The sequence below is a fragment of the Corallococcus sp. CA054B genome, assembly GCF_003611625.1.
GTDB lineage: Bacteria > Myxococcota > Myxococcia > Myxococcales > Myxococcaceae > Corallococcus > Corallococcus coralloides.
Map to the genome: position 1 here is coordinate 24,765 of NZ_RAVY01000010.1, position 17,478 is coordinate 42,242.

16 protein-coding genes are annotated in these 17,478 nt (G+C 70.9%); 6 read left to right on the forward strand and 10 right to left on the reverse strand.

Annotated elements, in window-relative coordinates:
- Nucleotides 1-19: 19 nt before the first annotated feature.
- From mraY to mraZ, 8 genes are read right to left on the reverse strand one after another with little or no spacing between them, the layout of a single operon-like run.
- Nucleotides 20-1,198 (reverse strand): phospho-N-acetylmuramoyl-pentapeptide-transferase, encoded by a 1,179-nt coding sequence (gene mraY / locus D7V80_RS04405; RefSeq protein WP_120586967.1) that lies wholly within the window; start codon nt 1,196-1,198, stop codon nt 20-22.
- Nucleotides 1,198-2,598: a UDP-N-acetylmuramoyl-tripeptide--D-alanyl-D-alanine ligase gene (murF, locus tag D7V80_RS04410; RefSeq protein WP_120586968.1), complete on the reverse strand. Its 1,401-nt coding sequence runs from the start codon at nt 2,596-2,598 to the stop codon at nt 1,198-1,200. The genes mraY and murF overlap by 1 nt, the downstream gene beginning before the upstream one ends.
- Before the next feature lie 27 nt (nt 2,599-2,625).
- Nucleotides 2,626-4,164: a UDP-N-acetylmuramoyl-L-alanyl-D-glutamate--2,6-diaminopimelate ligase gene (locus D7V80_RS04415; RefSeq protein WP_120586969.1), complete on the reverse strand. Its 1,539-nt coding sequence runs from the start codon at nt 4,162-4,164 to the stop codon at nt 2,626-2,628.
- 49 nt (nt 4,165-4,213) lie between these two features.
- A complete protein-coding gene (locus tag D7V80_RS04420; RefSeq protein WP_120586970.1) occupies nt 4,214-6,235 on the reverse strand; it encodes a penicillin-binding protein in 2,022 nt (673 codons plus the stop codon).
- Nucleotides 6,232-6,624 carry a cell division protein FtsL gene (gene ftsL / locus D7V80_RS04425; RefSeq protein ID WP_014398890.1) on the reverse strand — a complete coding sequence of 131 codons (393 nt, stop codon included), beginning with the start codon at nt 6,622-6,624 and terminating at the stop codon, nt 6,232-6,234. The genes D7V80_RS04420 and ftsL overlap by 4 nt, the downstream gene beginning before the upstream one ends.
- Nucleotides 6,621-7,526, reverse strand: coding sequence for a 16S rRNA (cytosine(1402)-N(4))-methyltransferase RsmH (gene rsmH, locus D7V80_RS04430; protein ID WP_120586971.1), 906 nt, complete (start codon nt 7,524-7,526; stop codon nt 6,621-6,623). Before rsmH ends, ftsL begins: the two co-directional genes overlap by 4 nt.
- A 22-nt stretch (nt 7,527-7,548) precedes the next feature.
- Nucleotides 7,549-7,932, reverse strand: a complete 384-nt coding sequence (locus D7V80_RS04435; protein WP_120587011.1) for an STAS domain-containing protein — start codon at nt 7,930-7,932, stop codon at nt 7,549-7,551.
- Between the two features lie 50 nt (nt 7,933-7,982).
- On the reverse strand, nt 7,983-8,435 hold the full coding sequence (gene mraZ / locus D7V80_RS04440; protein ID WP_014398893.1) for a division/cell wall cluster transcriptional repressor MraZ: 453 nt from the start codon (nt 8,433-8,435) through the stop codon (nt 7,983-7,985).
- Between the two features lie 261 nt (nt 8,436-8,696).
- Between mraZ and D7V80_RS04445 the strand changes: the two genes are divergently transcribed.
- The gene (locus D7V80_RS04445; protein ID WP_120586972.1) at nt 8,697-9,407 is read left to right on the forward strand and encodes a PilZ domain-containing protein; all 711 of its coding nucleotides are present in this window, start codon (nt 8,697-8,699) and stop codon (nt 9,405-9,407) included.
- 33 nt (nt 9,408-9,440) lie between these two features.
- Here the strand turns inward: D7V80_RS04445 and D7V80_RS04450 are convergent, their stop codons facing one another.
- Complete coding sequence (locus tag D7V80_RS04450) at nt 9,441-11,249, reverse strand: acyl-CoA dehydrogenase family protein (protein ID WP_120586973.1); 1,809 nt, start codon at nt 11,247-11,249, stop codon at nt 9,441-9,443.
- A 179-nt stretch (nt 11,250-11,428) separates the two neighbouring features.
- Nucleotides 11,429-12,145, reverse strand: a complete 717-nt coding sequence (locus D7V80_RS04455) for a hypothetical protein (protein WP_370452457.1) — start codon at nt 12,143-12,145, stop codon at nt 11,429-11,431.
- Nucleotides 12,146-12,368: 223 nt separating this feature from the next.
- Between D7V80_RS04455 and D7V80_RS04460 the strand changes: the two genes are divergently transcribed.
- From D7V80_RS04460 to D7V80_RS04480, 5 genes are all read left to right on the forward strand, one after another.
- Nucleotides 12,369-14,588, forward strand: a complete 2,220-nt coding sequence (locus D7V80_RS04460) for a serine/threonine-protein kinase (protein ID WP_120586974.1) — start codon at nt 12,369-12,371, stop codon at nt 14,586-14,588.
- A gap of 98 nt (nt 14,589-14,686) precedes the next feature.
- Nucleotides 14,687-14,902, forward strand: a complete 216-nt coding sequence (locus D7V80_RS04465) for a hypothetical protein (RefSeq protein ID WP_120575436.1) — start codon at nt 14,687-14,689, stop codon at nt 14,900-14,902.
- A 78-nt stretch (nt 14,903-14,980) separates the two neighbouring features.
- Nucleotides 14,981-15,940, forward strand: coding sequence for a CarD family transcriptional regulator (locus D7V80_RS04470; protein ID WP_120586975.1), 960 nt, complete (start codon nt 14,981-14,983; stop codon nt 15,938-15,940).
- Between the two features lie 85 nt (nt 15,941-16,025).
- The gene (locus D7V80_RS04475; protein ID WP_014398900.1) at nt 16,026-16,538 is read left to right on the forward strand and encodes a hypothetical protein; all 513 of its coding nucleotides are present in this window, start codon (nt 16,026-16,028) and stop codon (nt 16,536-16,538) included.
- On the forward strand, nt 16,525-17,475 hold the full coding sequence (locus D7V80_RS04480) for a hypothetical protein (RefSeq protein WP_120586976.1): 951 nt from the start codon (nt 16,525-16,527) through the stop codon (nt 17,473-17,475). Before D7V80_RS04475 ends, D7V80_RS04480 begins: the two co-directional genes overlap by 14 nt.
- The last annotated feature ends 3 nt before the right edge of the window (nt 17,476-17,478 follow it).

Genomic DNA, 17,478 nt, shown 5'->3' on the forward strand with positions numbered 1-17,478 from the left:
CTCGATGGGGGCAAAGCGACTAGCGCAGTTTCAGGGACAGCAGGGCCACGCCACCACAGAGGATGGCGACAATCCAGAAACGCACGATGATCTTCGGCTCGGCCATGCCCTTGAGCTCGAAGTGGTGGTGCACCGGGGCCATCTTGAAGACGCGCCGGCCCGTCATCTTGAAGGATGCCACCTGGATCATCACGGAGAGCGCCTCCGCGAAGAAGATGCCGTGGATGATGGCGGAGACGACTTCGTTCTTGGAGAACACCGCCAGCGCGCCCAACGCGCCACCCAGGGCCAGCGAGCCGATGTCGCCCATGAACACGGACGCCGGGTAGGTGTTGAACCAGAGGAAGGAGATGCCCGCGCCCACGATGCTCGCGCAGAAGACGGCCAGCTCCGCGCCGCCCGGCACCTGGAGGATGCCCAGGTAGCGGTACAGCGGCGTGGCCGTAAGCCTGGTGACGCCGTTCACCGTCTCCGTGTCCGCGATGTGCAGCGTGGTGCCCGCCACGTAGCAGAGCACGCAGAAGGTCACCGCCGACACGATGGTGGGCACGATGGCCAGGCCGTCCAGGCCGTCCGTGAGGTTCACCGCGTTGGACGTGCCCACGATGACGATCCACGCGAAGACGACGTAGAACCAGCCCAGGTCCGGATTGAACCAATGGGACGGCACGAACGGCAGCGTCAGCCGCGTGTCGATGAGCAGCGTGGGCCCGAAGGAGCCATCCGCCTTCGTCCACGTGCACATCAGGCCGAAGATGGCGATGAGGAAGAAGAGCGTCTGCAGCGCCATCTTCTTGCGCCCGGCCAGGCCCTTGGAGTTGCGCTTGGACAGCTTGAGCCAGTCGTCCAGGAAGCCGATGAAGCCGTAGCCGAAGGTGAGGAGGATCATCACCCAGACGCCGCGGGACTTCAGGTCCGCGAACAAGAGCGTGCCCGCCGCGATGCAGATGAGGATGAGCGCGCCACCCATGGTGGGCGTGCCCTTCTTCTTCTGGTGGCTGTCCGGGGTGTCCTCGCGCACGTTGCTCTGCCCGTGCTGCTTCAGGCGCAGCCGCGCGATGAGGCGCGGGCCGATGAGCATCCCCAGGAGCAGGGCGAAGACGCCCGCGGCGATGATGCGGAAGGTCGGGTAGCGCAGGAAGTTGAGGACGCGCCCGGCCTCGGTGTTCTGGATGAGCTCGTACAGAAGGTACAGCACTAGTGACTCCCTCCGGGGGGTGCCGCACCCGTCAGGGCCGCCACCACGCGCTCCAATCGCATGCCGCGACTGGCCTTCACCAGCACCACGTCACCGGGCGAGAGCCGGGGCGTCAACCACGCCACCAATGGCTCCACTTCGGTGAAATGGGCGGCGGAATCTCCCATGTCCGCGCTGCCCAGGCCGCCCGAGGACCGGGGGCCGAAGAACGCGACCAGCTTCGCGTGCCGCGCGACGAGCTCACCCAGCCGGGCATGCTCCTCCGCCTCGCCCGCGCCCAGCTCCAACATGTCGCCCAGCACCGCCACCGCCCGGCCACCTTCCGGCACCAGCGTGCCCAGCGTGACGAGCGCGGCCTCCATGGAGGCCGGGTTGGCGTTGTAGCAGTCGTCCACCACCGTGACGCCGTTCCTGCCATCCACGATGTTGAGCCTGCGCGCGTACGGCCGCGCGGACTCCAGGCCCTTCACGCACTCCTCGGGGGAGTAGCCCAGGGCCAGCGCCGTCGCGAACGCCGCCGTCGCGTTCTGCGCGTTGTGCGGCCCCACGAAGTGCAGGCGCACCGGCCAGTCCTTCCCCTGGTAGCGCACGGTGGCCACCATGCCGTCACGGCCCAGCGTGTGGACCGCCGTGAGGCGCACGTCCGCCCCTTCCGCCCGGCCGAACGACAGGTGCTTCGCGCCGCTGCGCGCGGCCTGGCGCACGATGAGCGCGTCGTCCAGGTTCACGACGGCGGTCGCCTGGGGCAGCAGTTCGCGGAACATCTCCCCTTCCGCCTCCGCCACGCCCTCCAGGCTGCCCAGCCCCTCCAGGTGCTCCGGCTGGACGACGGTGATGACACCGGCGTCCGGCTGGACCTTGCGGGTGAGCCGTTCGATTTCGCCCGGCTGGTTCATCCCCACTTCGATGACGGCCGCCACGTGGGACGGCTCCAGCCGGAAGAGCGTGAGCGGGACGCCCACCTCGTTGTTGAAGTTGCCCTCCGTCTTCAGCGCCGGGCCCCGCGTGGCCAGGATGGCGCCCACCATCTCCTTGGTGGTCGTCTTCCCGTTGGAGCCCCCCACCGCCGCCACCGGAATCTGGAAGCGGCGGCGGTGCAGCGCGCCCAGGCCGCCGAGCGCGGCCAGGGTGTCCTCCACTTCGTACAGGGCGAAGCCCGGGGGCAGGGCCGGCAGCGCCCTCCCCCGCTTCACCACCGCCCCGGCCGCTCCCTGGCGCTGGGCTCCGTCCACGAAGTCGTGGGCGTCGAAGCGCTCGCCCTGCAGCGCCACGAAGAGGCACCCAGGGGTGAGCGACCGCGTGTCGGTGCAGACGGCGGGGAAGCCCGCTTCCACGGGCTCCCCGCGACGGGTCGCACCCGTCGCCTGCACCACCTCGTCATCGGAGAATCGAGCGGCCATGGAGGGGGGGTGTGGCCTTGAGCAGGTTCAGCCCGGGATGCGGTTGGCCAGCGCGCGCGCGGCGACCTCGCGGTCGTCGAACTTGAGCTTCTCGGTGCCCACCGTCTGGTAGGTCTCGTGGCCCTTGCCGGCGATGAGGACGACGTCGTCGTCCTTGGCCAGGTTGATGACCTGCTCGATGGCGGCGCGGCGGTCCGCGTCCACCAGGTAGCCCTTCTCCCCGTTCTTCGCCTTGCCCTCGGAGATGCGGCGCAGGCCGCCCTTCTCCAGGCCCGGCGTCACCTCGGAGATGATGGTCTCCGGATCCTCGGTGCGCGGGTTGTCGCTGGTCACCATCACCAGGTCCGCGCCCTCCGCGGCCACCGTGCCCATCAGCGGGCGCTTGCCCTTGTCGCGGTCGCCGCCGCAGCCGAAGACGACGATGACGCGGCCCTTGGCCAGCGCGCGCGCCGCTTCGATGGAGCGCTTGAGCGCGTCATCCGTGTGCGCGTAGTCCACCAGCACCGCCGGAGCCGGGCCGCCGCGGTGGTTCTCCGCGCGGTCCATGCGGCCGGCCACGCCCGTGACGAGCTCGATGCCGCTCTTCACGTCCGAGCGGCTGATGCCCGCGCCCAGCGCGATGCCGGCGGCGAGCATGATGTTCTCCAGGTTGTGGGGCCCCAGGAGCTTGCTCTTCACCTTGATGTCGCCCGCGGGCGTCTTCAGGGTGGCCTCGATGCCCTTGAGCGAGTAGGCGGCGTCCGCGGCGGAGATTTCACCCGCGCCCGTGCGGCTGAACTTCCACGCCATCCGCTTCTGGTTGCGCAGCTCCGTGTAGATGCGGCTGGCGAAGGTGTCGTCGCCGTTCACCACCGCGGTGCCGGAGGCGGCCAGGTTCTCCAGGAAGAGCTTGCGCTTCACCTGGAAGTACTCCTCCAGGTCCTTGTGGTAGTCCAGGTGGTCGCGAGACAGGTTGCTGAAGCCCGCGGCCTTGAAGGTGAGCCCGTGCACGCGCTCCTGCGCGAGCGCGTGGCTGGAGACCTCCATCACTACCGTCTCCACGCCCGCGTCCACCATCTCCCGGAAGATGCGGTGCAGCTCCAGCGGGTCCGGGGTGGTGTTGGCCAGCTCCGTCGTCTTGCCGCCGAACTTGTAGCCCAGCGTGCCGATGACGCCCGGCGCCGGAGAGCCGGTGTACATGGCCGCGGTGGCGAGGATGGCCTCCAGCAAGTACGTGGTGGTCGTCTTCCCGTTGGTGCCGGTGACGCCCAGGAGCGTCAGCTTGTCCGCGGGGCGGCCGTGGAAGTTGGCCGCGATGAGGGCCAGCGCCTTGCGCGCGCTGCTCACCTTGAAGAACGGCACCTGCGAGGACTGCCCCTGCTTCTCCGACACGACGGCCACGGCGCCGCGCGACACAGCCTCACCGATGAACTGGGCCCCGTCTTCCTTCAGGCCCGGCACGGCAATGAAGAGATCCCCCGGCTTCACGCGCCGCGAATCCTGCGTCACTCCCGTGACGTCGACCGCGGAACGGCCGCCCGAGGTCTGCTCGGCTCCACACCCTGCGAGGACATCCGTCAGCTTCATCTCTTCCCCTTCACACGCATTGCTTGCGGGGCCTGGAAAGGACACGGCCTCATTGCCGTGCCGCCAGTTCCAGCGTCACCCGGGCCCCCTTCTCCACCAGCGCACCGGCGGGGGGGGTCTGAGATACGACTCGTCCACTTCCTTGCAGCTGTGGCTCCAACGCCGCGGCGAGCAACTTCACCACGGCCTCCCGACCCGCCTGACCCTGGACGTCCGGCACACGCACCGTGCCGGGTTCCGGGGTCTCGGTCACCGCATCCTCCAGGCCGGCCCTGACGGGCACGGCCTTCGCCATCGCCTTCGGTGCCGGAGGGGGCACCACGGGCGCGGCGGCCGCGGCCACCTCGGCGGGTGCCACCGTCCGGGACGGGGGCACGGCCAGGTGGGCCATGGCAGCGGTAGCGATTTCCTTGAAGGCAGGGGCAGCCACGTTCCCCCCGTATACGTCTGTCTTGGGTTCGTCCACCACCACGAGAATCACGGCGCGCGGGGCCTCGGCTGGCACCATGCCCGCGAACGACGCGATGCGTTTGTCGGAATACCCCCGTGCCACGGGGTCCGCCTTCTGCGCCGTGCCCGTCTTTCCGGCCACCCGGTAGTCGTCCATGGCGGCCTTGGGCGCGGTCCCTCCCTTGACCACCACGCTCTCGAGCATGCCCACGACCTGGCGCGCCACCCTCTGGGAAACGACCCGGCGCAGCTCCGTGGGCTGGTTCTCCAGCAGCACCACGCCGTCCGGGTCCACCACCTTGGAGACCAGGAACGGGCGCATCAGCACGCCGTCGTTGGCCAGCGCGCCATAGGCCGCCGCCAGCTGGACGGCGGTGGAAGTCATGCCCTGGCCGAAGGATTGGGTGGCCAGGGAGATGTCCGATTTCGGAAACGGGATGACGCCGCGGCTCTCGCCGGTGAGCGCCAGGCCGGTGCGCTCCGCGAAGCCGAAGGCGTGGTAGGCGGCGACGAACTTCTCGCGGCCCAGGGCCTCGGCGATCTTCGCGGCGCAGATGTTGGAGGACACCTGGAGGATGCCCTGGGCGTTGAGCCAGCCGTGCCGGTGGGTGTCGTTGATGGTGTGGCGGCCGATGCGCATGGCGCCGTTCTCACAGAAGAACAGCTGGTCCGGGGTGATGACCTTCTCTTCCAGCGCGGCGGCCACCACGAAGGCCTTCATCGTGGAGCCGGGCTCGAAGGCGTCCAGCGCGGCGCGGTTGCGGATGGCGTTCTTCACGCCGTCCTCGGGCGTGTTGGGGTTGAAGCGCGGGTTGTTGGCCAGCGCCAGCAGCTCCCCGGTGCGCGGGTCCAGCACCACCGCCATGCCCGCCGTGGCCTTGGCGTCGTCCACGGCCTTGGCCAGCGCCTTCTCCGCCACGTACTGGAGGTGGCGGTCCAGCGTGAGCGTCACGGTGGCGCCCTGGCGCTCCAGGGGATCCATGGCGCCCTGGACCATCAGCTTGCGGCCCTTGGCGTCCCGGAAGCCGGAGGTGCGCGAGTTCTGCCCGGACAGCTCGTCCTCGAAGGCCAGCTCCAGGCCCTCCAGGCCGTGCCCGTCGGTGCCCACCATGCCCACGATGTGCGCGCCCAGCTCCCGCTGGGGATAGAAGCGCTTGGGCTCCTTGGTGAAGCCCAGGCCCGGCAGGCCCAGCGCCTTCACTGCCTCCACCTCCTGGGGCTTCGCCTGGCGCTTCACCCACGCGAAGCGCCTGGCGCGCGACAGGCGCGCGACCAGGTCGCGGCTGTCCAGGTGCACGGCGCGGGCGAGCTGACGGGCCGCCTGCGGCACGTCGGGGAGCATGGACGGGTCCACCCAGATGGAGTCCACCTCCACGCTCTGCGCGAGCGGCGTGCCGCGCCGGTCGTAGATGTCACCGCGCCGGGCGGGAATGTCGATCTGCCGGACGTACTGGTCCTGCGCCAGGCCGCGCAGCTTCTCCTGCTGGAAGACCTGGAGGTAGACCGCGCGGCCGAACGCCGTGCCCAGGAGCGCGAGGAACAGCCCGAACAAGAGCTGGACCCGCAGCCTGAGCCCCTTCGTGTTCGACTCCGGAATCCGCGCGCTCTTGAGGTCCCTCACCGCCCGGTCCCCCGCTCCGCCACGCGGACGGCCGGGGCCGCCGAACGGGCCTGCGCGGTGCTGGAGCCCTTCACGCGCTCGTCGGCGATGGACACCACCGCGCCGCCCTTGGGCATGGCCATGCCCAGCTGCTCACGGGCCACGCGCTCCAGCCGGGCCGGCGCCTTGAGCGTGGCCAGCTCCAGCTTGAGCCGGTCGTTCTCCCGGGTGAGTGAGCGGCTCTCGCCCTCCGCGTTGGACAGGCGGTAGCCCATGTCCACCACGAGCACGCGGCTGGTGACGTGGAGGATGCCCACGGCGGCGAACAGGGTGAAGAGCATGACGGCGGGCAAGAGGTGCATCAGCACGCCGGCCACGGACACGGAGGGACGCGAGAGGGCCTTGCTCATCGGATTTTCTCCACCACGCGCAGGTGCGCGCTGCGAGAGCGGGGGTTGGCCTCGACTTCCGCTTCGGAAGCCGCGACGGCCTTCTTGGACACGAGGGCGAAGTCACCCTGGCTGTTGCACACGCACACCGGGAAGCCCGGCGGGCAGGTGCATCCGCCCACCAGGGCGCGAAAGGCTTCCTTCACCTTCCGGTCCTCCAGGGAGTGGAAGGAGATGACCGCGGCGCGGCCGCCCACCTTGAGCAGCGAGGGCAGCGCGGCGAGCAGCGCGTCCAGCGCCTCCAGTTCGCCGTTCACCGCCATGCGCAGCGCCTGGAAGGTGCGGGTGGCCACGTGGATGCGGTCCGGCCACGCCTTGCGGGGCACGGCGCGCTTCACCACCTCCGCGGCCTCCAGCGTGCGCTGGGGCAGCGCCTTCTTCAGCTCCCGCGCGATGGGCCGCGCGAAGGGCTCTTCCCCGTAGTCCTTGAGCAGCTTCGACAGGTCGCGCTCGTCCGTTTCAGCGATGAGCTCCGCGGCGGTGATGCCGCTGTCGCCCATGCGCATGTCCAGCGGGCCGTCCTTCATGAAGGAGAAGCCGCGCTCGGCCACGTCCAGCTGGGGCGAGGACACGCCCAGGTCCACCAGCACGCCGTCCACGGGCAGCAGGTCCTGAGCCACGCGGGGCAGGTCCGCGAAGTTGCCCTGCCGGGCCTGGAAGCGCGCGTTGCCGCCCATGCGGGCGGTGGCCGCGGCGAGCGCCACGGGGTCCCGGTCCACGCCCACCACCGTGGCGCCCCGGGCGAGCAGCGCCTGCGTGTGGCCTCCGCCGCCGAGCGTGCCGTCGAGGATGACCTTGCCCTCCGCCGGGTTCAGCAGCTCCACCGTCTCGTGGAGCAGGACGGTCTGGTGCTGGAAGTCCACGGGAGGGGGCCTTGGGTGCGGGTCAGACGAAGGGAGCGCGCGAGAGCTGGAAGGCGGCCCGGGCATCGTTCATGTGCGGGTACAGCTCGAAGACGTCATGGGCGCCGGCCGCGCGGAAGATGGCGGCCAGGTACGGCGACAGCCCGGACAGCTTCACGTCCCCACCGGCGCGGCGGAACGCGTCCGTGCGGGCCATCAGCGGGCGCACGCCGCGGTAGTTCAGGTGCGACACGTCCGCGAAGTCCAGGACGACCTGACGGGTGCCCCGGTGCAGCCGGTGCATCAGGTCCTCGCACAGCTTGAGCAGGTCCGCCTCCTCCAGCTCGCCCTCCAGCATCAGCGTCTCCACGCGCTCGGACGCCGCCACCACCGCCCTGTTCCGACGAACCTCCTGCACCTGGTCCATGCGCCTGCCCACCCTTCTCTTTGCGAAACCTGAAGCTGTCGACTTCCTGGCTACGGCTGGCGCAGCTCGCCCAGCACCCGCAACACGTCCGGGGAGGTGGCTTCCTGGCGCGCATCCTCCTGCGCCTTCGCCCAGCCTTCCTGGCTCCAAAGCTCAATCACCTTCACCATCCCCGCCCACACCACGTCCTTCTCCAACTTCGCGTACGTCCTGAGCGACGGCGGGATGAGCAACCGGCCCAGCTTGTCCAGCGGGCACTCCTGCGCGCTGGCCACGTACAGCCGCATCAACGTCTTGACCCCCGGCTCCATGGGGTTGCGCCGGGCGAGCGCGGTCTCCAACGCCTCCCACTCCCGCACCGGATAGGCGTGGAGGCAGGGGTCCAGGGCCGTGGTGACGATGAGCCGCTCGTCGTAGGCGCCCACCAACGTCTCCCGCAGCTTGGCCGGGAGGCTGGTGCGCCCCTTCGCGTCGATCTGGTGCTCATAGACGCCTCGGAACACGCGGGACGATCCACCTTTTCAGCCCGACACGGGACGGACCACCACTCCTTCCCACTTCTTACCCCTCTGCGGCCGGCATACATACGCGCCCCCCCCAGGGGGGTCAAGAAAGCGCGCAACAGGCTGGAACACCGCGCGCCCGGCGCCGGACATCCCGCGGGGCACATGCCGGACGGCCTACCTTTGGGGGCGGGGTCAAATTGAGTTCGGGGGTGGGGTAAACTTGAGTTCTTTCGCTCCCAGGCTGAGACTGACGGGCGCGTGAACACGAACGTTCGACTGAAGGTGGCCTACAAGACGCCGCAGTCGCTGGTCGGCGAGTACACCCGCAGCGTGGGTCAGGGCGGCGTCACCCTGGAGACGCGCAGGGCCCTGCCGCTGGGCACCCGCTTCACCTTTGAGCTGCACGCGGGCGGCATGCCGCGGCCGGTGGAGGTGCTGGGCGAGGTCGTCAAGGTGGAGCCGCGCCCCGGCGAGCGCTTCATGCTCACCGTGCGCTACGACGGCGCGGAGGATCGCAGCGCGCTGGACGCGGTGCTCCAGTTCATCTTCGCCCAGGAGGAGCAGAACGGCCTGCGCCGCTTCCCGCGCCTGCCGCTGCACCTGCGCGCCAGGGAGAGCGACCCCCGGGCGCCGTTCTTCTACGTGCGCGACATCTCCCGGGGCGGCGTGGGCCTGGAGGTGGACGCCCCCGCCCTGCCCCGCGAGGTGCAGGTGGGCACGCCCTTCTTCATGGAGATGGACATGACGGAGGGGCCGCTCCTGCTCCACGGCGAGGTGGCCTGGACGTCGTCCGTGCCGCGCAAGGGCGTGGCGCAGGCGGTGACGCCGGGCTTCGGCGCGACGTTCGGCCGGCTGCGGCCGGACATGCTCCAGCGGCTGGAGGCCCTGATGGCGCTGGAGCACCTGCCGCCCGCGCCCTGGCGGGCCCGGGTCAGCTTCGGCCTGGATGCCGTGTCGCGGATGCCCTGACGCTGCGCCCAGGGCACCCGCGCGCTTCAGCCGTTACAGCGGGTTGTACGGGTAGCCGCCGGCCTCTTCCAGGCCCGCGACGATGGTCTCCCGCAGCTCCGCCGGGTCGTACGGGGTGAAGGCGTCCAGCGCGGACAGGCGCTTCAACTCCAGCGAGAGCGCGTCCCCCTTGAGCGTGGCGCAGAGCGCGCGGCGGGTGCGCTCGAAGGCGCGGGCGGTGGACTCCATCGCGTACAGCCGCACCAGCGCCACGCGCACCGGGTCCAGCACACCGCTGGCGGCGCCCTGACGGGTGCGCGTCACCATGGAGTCCAGCGCGTACGCGTCCATCACCACGTCCGCCAGCGCGGCCATGACCTCCTGGTGCTTGTCCAGCTCCGTGCCGAAGGTCTCCGCGGCCAGGCGCATGCCGTGGATGGCCAGGTGCTTGGCGCACTCGGCGGCGATCTCCTCGTTGGCCAGCGCGTCGTGGCGGCCCGCGCGGGGACGCTCGCCGCGGCCCAGCTCCTCCGCCACGGAGCGCGCCTGCGCGAACAGCGGCAGGTCGCCCTTCACGGCGCGCTTGAGCAGCATGCCGGTGATGAGCATGCGGTTGATTTCGTTGGTGCCCTCGAAGATGCGGTTGATGCGCGCGTCGCGGTAGGCGCGCTCCACCGGGTACTCCTCGATGTAGCCGGCGCCGCCGTGCACCTGCACCGCGTCGTCCACCAGGAAGCCGATGGCCTCCGAGCCGAAGACCTTCATGATGGAGGCCTCGGTGGCGAACTCCTCCATCGCGGCGATGACGTGCGCGTCGTAGTCCGCGTCCGAGCGCTCCTTGGACGCGAGGCGCCCGTCCACCAGCCCCGCCGTGCGGTACGTCATGCTCTCCACCGCGTAGACGAGCGTGGCCATGCGCGCGAGCTTCTCGCGGATGAGCGGGAACGTGGCGATGGGCGCCTTGAACTGCTTGCGCTCCTGCGCGAACTTCAGCGCGCTCTGCAGCTGCAGCTTCATGCCCCCGATGACGCCCGCGCCCAGCTTCAGGCGGCCGTAGTTGAGGATGTTGAAGGCGATGCGGTGGCCCTTGCCCAGCTCACCCAGCAGGTTCTCCACGGGAACGAGCGCGTCCTCGAAGTAGAGCGGGCACGTGGACGAGCCGCGGATGCCCATCTTGTGCTCCTCCGGGCCCACGGTGAGGCCCGGGGTGTCCTTCTCCACGATGAAGCCGGTGAACTTGTCGCCGTCCACCTGCGCGAAGACGACGAACACGTCCGCGAAGGCCGCGTTGGTGATGTAGAGCTTGGAGCCGTTGAGGACGTAGTGCTTGCCGTCCTGGGACTTCACCGCCTTCGTCTTCGCCCCGCGCGCGTCGCTGCCGCTGCCCTGCTCCGTCAGCGCGTACGCCGCCACCCACTCACCCGTGGCGAGCTTGGGCAGGTACTTCGCCTTCTGCGCCTCGTTGCCGAACCACACGATGGGCAGCGACCCGATGCCGGTGTGCGCGCTGGACGTCACCGACCAGGAGCCCAGGAGGCTCATGGCCTCCGCGAGCAAGAGCGACGTCGTCTTGTCCAGGCCCGTGCCGCCGTACGTCTCCGCGATGTCCACGCTCAGGAGGCCCAGGTCGCCCGCGCGGCGCAGGAGGTCGCGCAAGAGCGCGTTGTCCTTGCCCTCGATGCGCGCGGCCTGGGGCAGCACCTGCTCCCGGCAGAACTGGAGCGCCGTCTTGAAGAAGAGCCGCTGCTCCTCGGAGAACCCCTCCGGCGTGAGGATGCGGGTGGAGCCCACCTCCTGGAAGAGGAAGGTGCCCCCGGCGAGAACATCCTGGGGACGGGAAGCGGGCTCGGTTGCGGCGACCATCGACGACCTCCGGGGAGGGAGCATTGCCCTCCGAAGCCTTCAGGAAAAAGGCGCGCGGCACATTAGGGCGCGCGGACCGCCAGGGGTAGTAGCGCCGCGGACCCACCACCTCAATGCGACGTGGGACTCCCTCCGGGTGTGTGCCCGCCCGCCAGGCGGGAGGCTTCGTGGACCCCGCCTTACGGGGAACCCGCGTCTGGAGCGGACCGGGGCGTGGGGTACACGAGGCAGAGCGTGTCGAAGAGCCCCTCCTCCGGCGCGACGTACGTGCCGCCGAGCGCCCGCGCCACCTGCACCACCTCCGTGCCGAACGAGGGGACGAGGCACAGGTCGTCCGACGTGGTGAAGCGCGTCTTCAGCCGGGCCAGCTCCCGCCGCAGCGTCGCGATGTCCTGGCGCCCGCCGCGCACCGGCACGGACGGGCCGTTGCGGTCCGGCCCCGGCAGCTTGCCCACGCTGGTGCTCAGCTCGAAGCCGTCCGCGCGCTGGATGATGCGCAGCTTGCCGGGCGCCACCTCGTCCAACCACGCCCGGAAGCCCTGCTCGTCGCGCAGCACCACGCGGTAGGCCACCGGCGCGTCCGGGTGCTGAAGCCACACCTCCGACGCCTGCGCGCGAAGCGCCGCCAGCGCCTCCGACACCTGCGCGAGGAACGTGTCCGCGTCCTCCACGGCGACGAGCACGTCCCTGCCCCGCACCCGCTCCGCGAGCCTGGCCGCGTCCCGGGCCGGGGTGAAGGTCTCCGCGCCCAGGCGCACCTGCTCTCCCGACAGCTCCAGCCGGAGGACATCGTCCGGAACAGGCTCGCCCCAGGCGGGCGCGGACACGGGCGTGACGGTCGCATCCGCCCAGCTGCCCGCGTCCAGGGGAGCCGGTGGAGGGGCGGACGAATCCACTCGAAGTGCTAGCTCTGGAGACACCGTGCGTGCCGGTTCAGCGGGCGGGGACTCCCGGCACCCACCCCATGTGAGGCTGCTCCACACCAGGAGGAAGAATGCAGGGTTACGGGAACAGGCTGGCGAGCGTAGCGGAATATTCCACCATGAGCGTCTGAATGGCCTCATGATAGCTTCTCGCGGTTTTTGCGAAGGACTCCCCTCCACCGGAGCCGATTCGAACGTGCCGCCTTCCGCCGGCTTCCAGTTCGGCAAGTACAAGCTGCTCGAGCGCATCGCGACGGGCGGCATGGCGGAGATCTACCGCGCCCGGATGACGGCGGTGGCGGGCGTGACGAAGCCGGTGGTCATCAAGAAGATCCTCCCCGGTTACGCGGACGACAGCGCGTTCGTGTCCATGTTCATCAACGAGGCGCGCATCGCGCTGGGGCTGTCGCACGGCAACATCGCGCAGATCTTCGACTTCGGCGAGGTGGAGGGCGAGTACTTCCTCGCGATGGAGTGGGTGGACGGCCATCCGCTCTCGCGAGTGCTGCGCCGGGCGAAGGAGAAGGGGCTGCCCGCGCTGCCGCCGCCCCTGGCGGTGCTGGTGGCCATCGACATGCTGCGGGGGCTCGCGTACGCGCACACGCGGCTGGATGACAACGGCCGCCCGCTGCACATCGTCCACCGGGACGTGAGCCCGCAGAACGTGCTCCTCTCCTTCGAGGGGCAGGTGAAGCTGGTGGACTTCGGCATCGCGCGGGCGCGGCTCGCCGGACGCTCCGACACGAAGGCGGACCCCGCGAAGGGCAAGTACGTCTACTTCGCGCCGGAGCAGGCGCGCGGCGAGGCGCTGGACGCGCGCACGGACGTGTTCGCCGCGGGCACGGTCCTCTACGAGATGCTCTGCGGGCGGCGCCCCTTCGAGGGCTCGCTCCAGGACGTGCTGCGCAAGATTTCCCAGGGCGACTTCCCCCGCCCGCGTGAGTGGACGCCGAACATCCCGGCCGCGCTGGAGCGCATCCTGCTCACCGCGATGGCCACGAGCCCGGAGCAGCGCTACCCCACCGCGCAGGCCTTCGCGGAGGCGCTGGCGCGCCAGCTCCACGTCACCGCGCCGGACGTGTCCACCAGCGACCTGGGCCACTTCATGGGCTACCTCTTCGAGCCGGAGCTCGTGGAGGCCGGCCGCCCGGTGCAGCTGCCGCGCGAGTTCATCGCGCGGGTGGGCCGCTGGAGCGGCATCGCCGAACCGCCGCCCATCGCCACGCCGCCGGAGGTGCCCCGCCACGTCTCCGAGCCCCGGGGTGAGCCCGGCGAGCCCCGAGGCGATCTGACGACGCAGCCCCTGCCCCCGCAGGCAATGCCTCCGGAGCCTCGGCCCGCGTGGCACCGCTCCCTGCGCGGCTGGGCGGTGCGCGGCGCGCCGGTGGTGGTGGCGGCGCTCGTGGCCACGTGGCTGGGCCTGGTCATGGGCGGCTCCAACACGTTCGCGGTGGAGCTCAGCTCCTCGCCTCCGGGCGCCACCATCCGCGTGGACGGCCGGACGCTGAGGGAGACGACGCCCACGCTCATCACCCAGCTGCAGTCGGACCGCGACCACGTGCTGGAGGTGCTGCTGCCGGGCATGGTGCCCTTCAGCCAGCGCGTGCAGGCCGAGCGCGGCACCACGCTGGCGGTCCACGCGCGGCTCGCGCCGAAGCAGGCGGTCGCGGCGCGCTCCCTCCCCCGCGCGGGTCCGAACGACGCGCCCGCGGCCATCGCCCGCTATTCGTCTGGAGGTCCGTTCGCGCTCAGCGCGGTCGCGCATGCCCTGCGCGTGCCCTCGTCCCAGGCGGCGCGCATGCGGTTGGATCCGTCCCGCACCTACGGCCTGCGCGTGGAGGGCCGCGTGTCGGTGGGCGGCCCGCTGCCGGTGGCCCAGGCCGTGTACTTCCTGGAGGGCGGCACGGCGCTGGCCGCGCGCGACAGCTTCGGCCTGGTGGGCGCGGACGAGGTGCTGGTGCGCGACGCCTCCGTCCTCTACGTGTTCCTCTGGGACGACCGCCCCGACGACAACCGCGGCGCGCTCCAGGTGCACGTGCGCGAACAGGCGAGCGGCGCCATCACCACCCTGCTCCTGGACGCGCGCCGGCACGCCGTCTCGCTGTCCCCCCACGACGGCTTCACGCTCCGGGAGCTGGATCCATCCACCACGTACCGCGTCGTCGTGCGGTCGGCCAGGGAGCCGGCGCGCACGCGCGGCTTTGGCGGCGGAGAGGTGGGCGGCGTGCTCGCGCTGCACGGCGCGGGGCCGTCCCCGGCCGTGGCCCCGGGCACGCTGGAGGTGCTGGAGGTCAACCAGCCCACGGTGATGCGCGGCGCGAGCTGGCTGCGGCTCGCGTTCCCGGATGACGACGTCCGCGACAACTCCGGCGGCCTTGCGCTGGAGGTGACGCCGGTGGCGCCGCTGCACCAGTAGCGCGCGCGACGGGCCGCTACAGGACACCGCCAGCCTGTAGCCGAAAAATTGATCATCCGGACGCCGCCCCTACCCTGGGCCGCCACGGAGGACGCTCAATGAAGAAGCTGCTGGCGGTGCTGGCCCTGGGGATCGCGGTGATGGCGACGGTGGGACTTTCCACCCGCGTGGACGCTCGGCCCGGAAGCACGGCGGACGAGGGGCCGACCGACGCCCAAATCGACGCGGTCCTGGACTCGCAGGCGCACGAGGTCATGGCCAAGCTGTTGGAAGCGCAGCGCAATGCCAACCGGATGACAATGCTTCCCCGGTAATCTCGTGGCATCCGGCGGGGCACGGTGCTACGACCGGCGCTCGCTTCGGTGCTCATCCCACCCGCCCACGAGGGGGCCATGCCAGAAGGGTCCGCTGCACTCCAGCTCCAGGTTGGAGACCGGGTCGTCTACCCCAACCAGGGGGTCTGCCGCGTCGCCGCCATCGACGTGAAGGAGGTGGCGGGCCAGAGCCTCACCTTCGTCACCATGCGCCGGGAGGAAGACGGCGCGGTCGTGATGGTGCCGCAAGGGAAGATCCTCTCCATCGGCGTCCGCAAGGTGGCCAGTCCCGCTGAGGTGGAGGAGATCTACGCATTCCTCCGCTCGGACAGTGACAAGGCCGACCTGGATTGGAAGCAGCGCGCGCGCACCAACCTGGACCGCATGACCCAGGGCGGCATCCTGGGGCTGGCGGAGGTCGTCAAGGGCCTCCAGGTCCTCAGTGAGCTGCGGCCGCTGCCCACCAAGGAGCGCGAGCTCTACGACAACGCCCGGCACCTGCTGGTCTCGGAGGTCGCCGCCGCGCTGGGCACCGCCGAGGCCAACGCCGAGGACTCCATCGACATCGTCCTCTTCCCGCCCGGGAAGGAGCGTCCCAAGCGCACCGCCGCGGAGTTCGCGCGGCCCGGTGGCGACGAGGACGACATGGACCTGGACGGCGACCTCATGGGTCTGGAGGGCGGAGAGCTGGACCTGCCCTCGGACGAGGAGCCGCAGGCCGAGTCCGACGAGGAGTCCTCCGAGGAAGAGGGCGGCGAGGAGGAAGGCGGCGAGGAGGGGGCCGAGGACGCTCCCAAGAAGCGCGGCCGTCCGCCCAAGGCCAAGCCGGCCGAGGGCGCGGAAGCCGCCGCCCCGAAGAAGCGCGGCCGTCCGCCCAAGCCGAAGCCCGAGGTGGCGGAGGGTGCGGAAGCCCCCGCTCCGAAGAAGCGCGGCCGTCCGCCCAAGGCGAAGCCGCCCGAGGGCGCCGCGCCCGCGGAGCCCGCCGCGCCCAAGAAGCGTGGCCGTCCTCCCAAGGCGAAGCCGCCCGAGGACGAGTGAACCCCACGGCCCTCCCGGCCGCCCGCGTCGCGCGTTCAAGCGCGCGCCCGGCACCGCGAGGGCCTTCCCGCCGAGGTGACGCCCCGTGATTCGCGTCGTGACGCTGGACCCCTTCGACGACAAGCAACTCGCCAAGTTCAACCGCACGCTCTACACGGCCTTCGGCGTGGGCAGCGAGCACAGCGGCTCCGCGGAAGTCCCCGCGGGCATGTCCGAGCCCCTGGACGCGGAGAAGCTGCTCGATGAGGTGAAGGGCATCCGGGCCTACAAGGACGACAAGGTGCTGCTGCTCACCTCGCGTAAGCTGAAGGACCGCGACCTGCCCAGCGGCAAGGCGCCCACATCGGGCTTCGCCAGGTACGGCAAGGACCGGGCAATCCTCTCCATCGCGCCGTTCAAGGACCTGGAGAAGGACTTCAAGCCCATCGCGCGGCACGCGCTGCACCAGCTGGGCACGCTCTGGGAGCTGCACCACTGCCTGGATCCGCGCTGCGCGATGTACCCGCCCTGGACGCCGTCCTTCAACCAGGGCGACCACATCTTCTGCACCTTCTGCCGCGAAAAGAGCGAGCAGAAGATCCGTCTTGCCAAGTCCTAAGGCCCTGCGCGCCCTGCCCCTGGTGGAGCTGGGGGCCCTGTTGCTCGTCGCGCTCGGGTGCCTCGCCTTCCAGCTGAGGCTTCCGGGCCGGCTGCCCACGGACGCGGACGAGCGCGCCGTGGCGGACGTGCTGGCCCGCGACGCGCGCCCCGGGGACGCGGTGCTGCTGTTCCCCTGGTGGACCGAGCGCGCCCGCCTCTTCGTGCCTCCGTCCGTGCCCGTGTACGGGTGGCTGGAGTCGGACCGCGCGGACCTGAGCGCGCACCCGCGCATCTGGGTGCTGGGCCAGCCGGAGCTGCCCCGCTCCGACGTGGGCGCGTTCGACGCGGCCTTCCAACCCGGCCGCAAGGCGCTGGGGCCCGAGTCGCGCATGGGCCCGCTGTCGCTGCGCCTCTATGAGAACGGCCGCTACCGCCCGCGCCACTGGGTGGCGAGCGAGTCCGCGAGCACGGCGCGCGTGTACCTGGAGCAGCCGGACGGCTCGCGCCGGGACTGCCCCTTCGACGGCAAGGTGCACCGCTGCCCTGGCCCGCCGCACCTGTACGTGGCGCCGGAGTGGCACGAAATCCTCTACGAGCCCCGGCACTGCCTGTGGATGCACGCGCCCGGAGGCGCGCAGCGGCTGGTGGCGGAGTTCGCCAACGTGCCCGCCAACATGGGCCTGCGGCTGGAGGGCGGCATCATCTTCGAGTTCGCGCACGCCAAGGACCCGCGCCTGTCCACCTCGTACCTGGGCGTGGATGACGCGGCCACGGGCGAGCGGCTGTTGGAGGTGTCCATTCCCCCGGGCCGGGAGGGTGTGCAGAAGGCGGAGGTGGTGCTGCCGCCCGGGCCGCCGCGCACGGTGAAGGTCTGGGTGCAGGCGGACAACGCGGAGTCGCGGCAGGTGTGCCTGGACGTGATGGCGCTGGAGCCCGCGGTGGGGGTGAAGCCATGACGT

Excerpts from the sequence above, each read along its gene's own strand:
- D7V80_RS04435 (WP_120587011.1), bottom strand. The coding sequence starts at position 7,932 with ATGGACCAGGTGCAGGAGGTTCGTCGGAACAGGGCGGTGGTGGCGGCG.
- murF (WP_120586968.1), bottom strand. The coding sequence starts at position 2,598 with ATGGCCGCTCGATTCTCCGATGACGAGGTGGTGCAGGCGACGGGTGCG.
- D7V80_RS04465 (WP_120575436.1), top strand. The coding sequence starts at position 14,687 with ATGAAGAAGCTGCTGGCGGTGCTGGCCCTGGGGATCGCGGTGATGGCG.
- D7V80_RS04450 (WP_120586973.1), bottom strand. The coding sequence starts at position 11,249 with ATGGTCGCCGCAACCGAGCCCGCTTCCCGTCCCCAGGATGTTCTCGCC.
- ftsL (WP_014398890.1), bottom strand. The coding sequence starts at position 6,624 with ATGAGCAAGGCCCTCTCGCGTCCCTCCGTGTCCGTGGCCGGCGTGCTG.
- D7V80_RS04470 (WP_120586975.1), top strand. The coding sequence starts at position 14,981 with ATGCCAGAAGGGTCCGCTGCACTCCAGCTCCAGGTTGGAGACCGGGTC.
- D7V80_RS04415 (WP_120586969.1), bottom strand. The coding sequence starts at position 4,164 with ATGAAGCTGACGGATGTCCTCGCAGGGTGTGGAGCCGAGCAGACCTCG.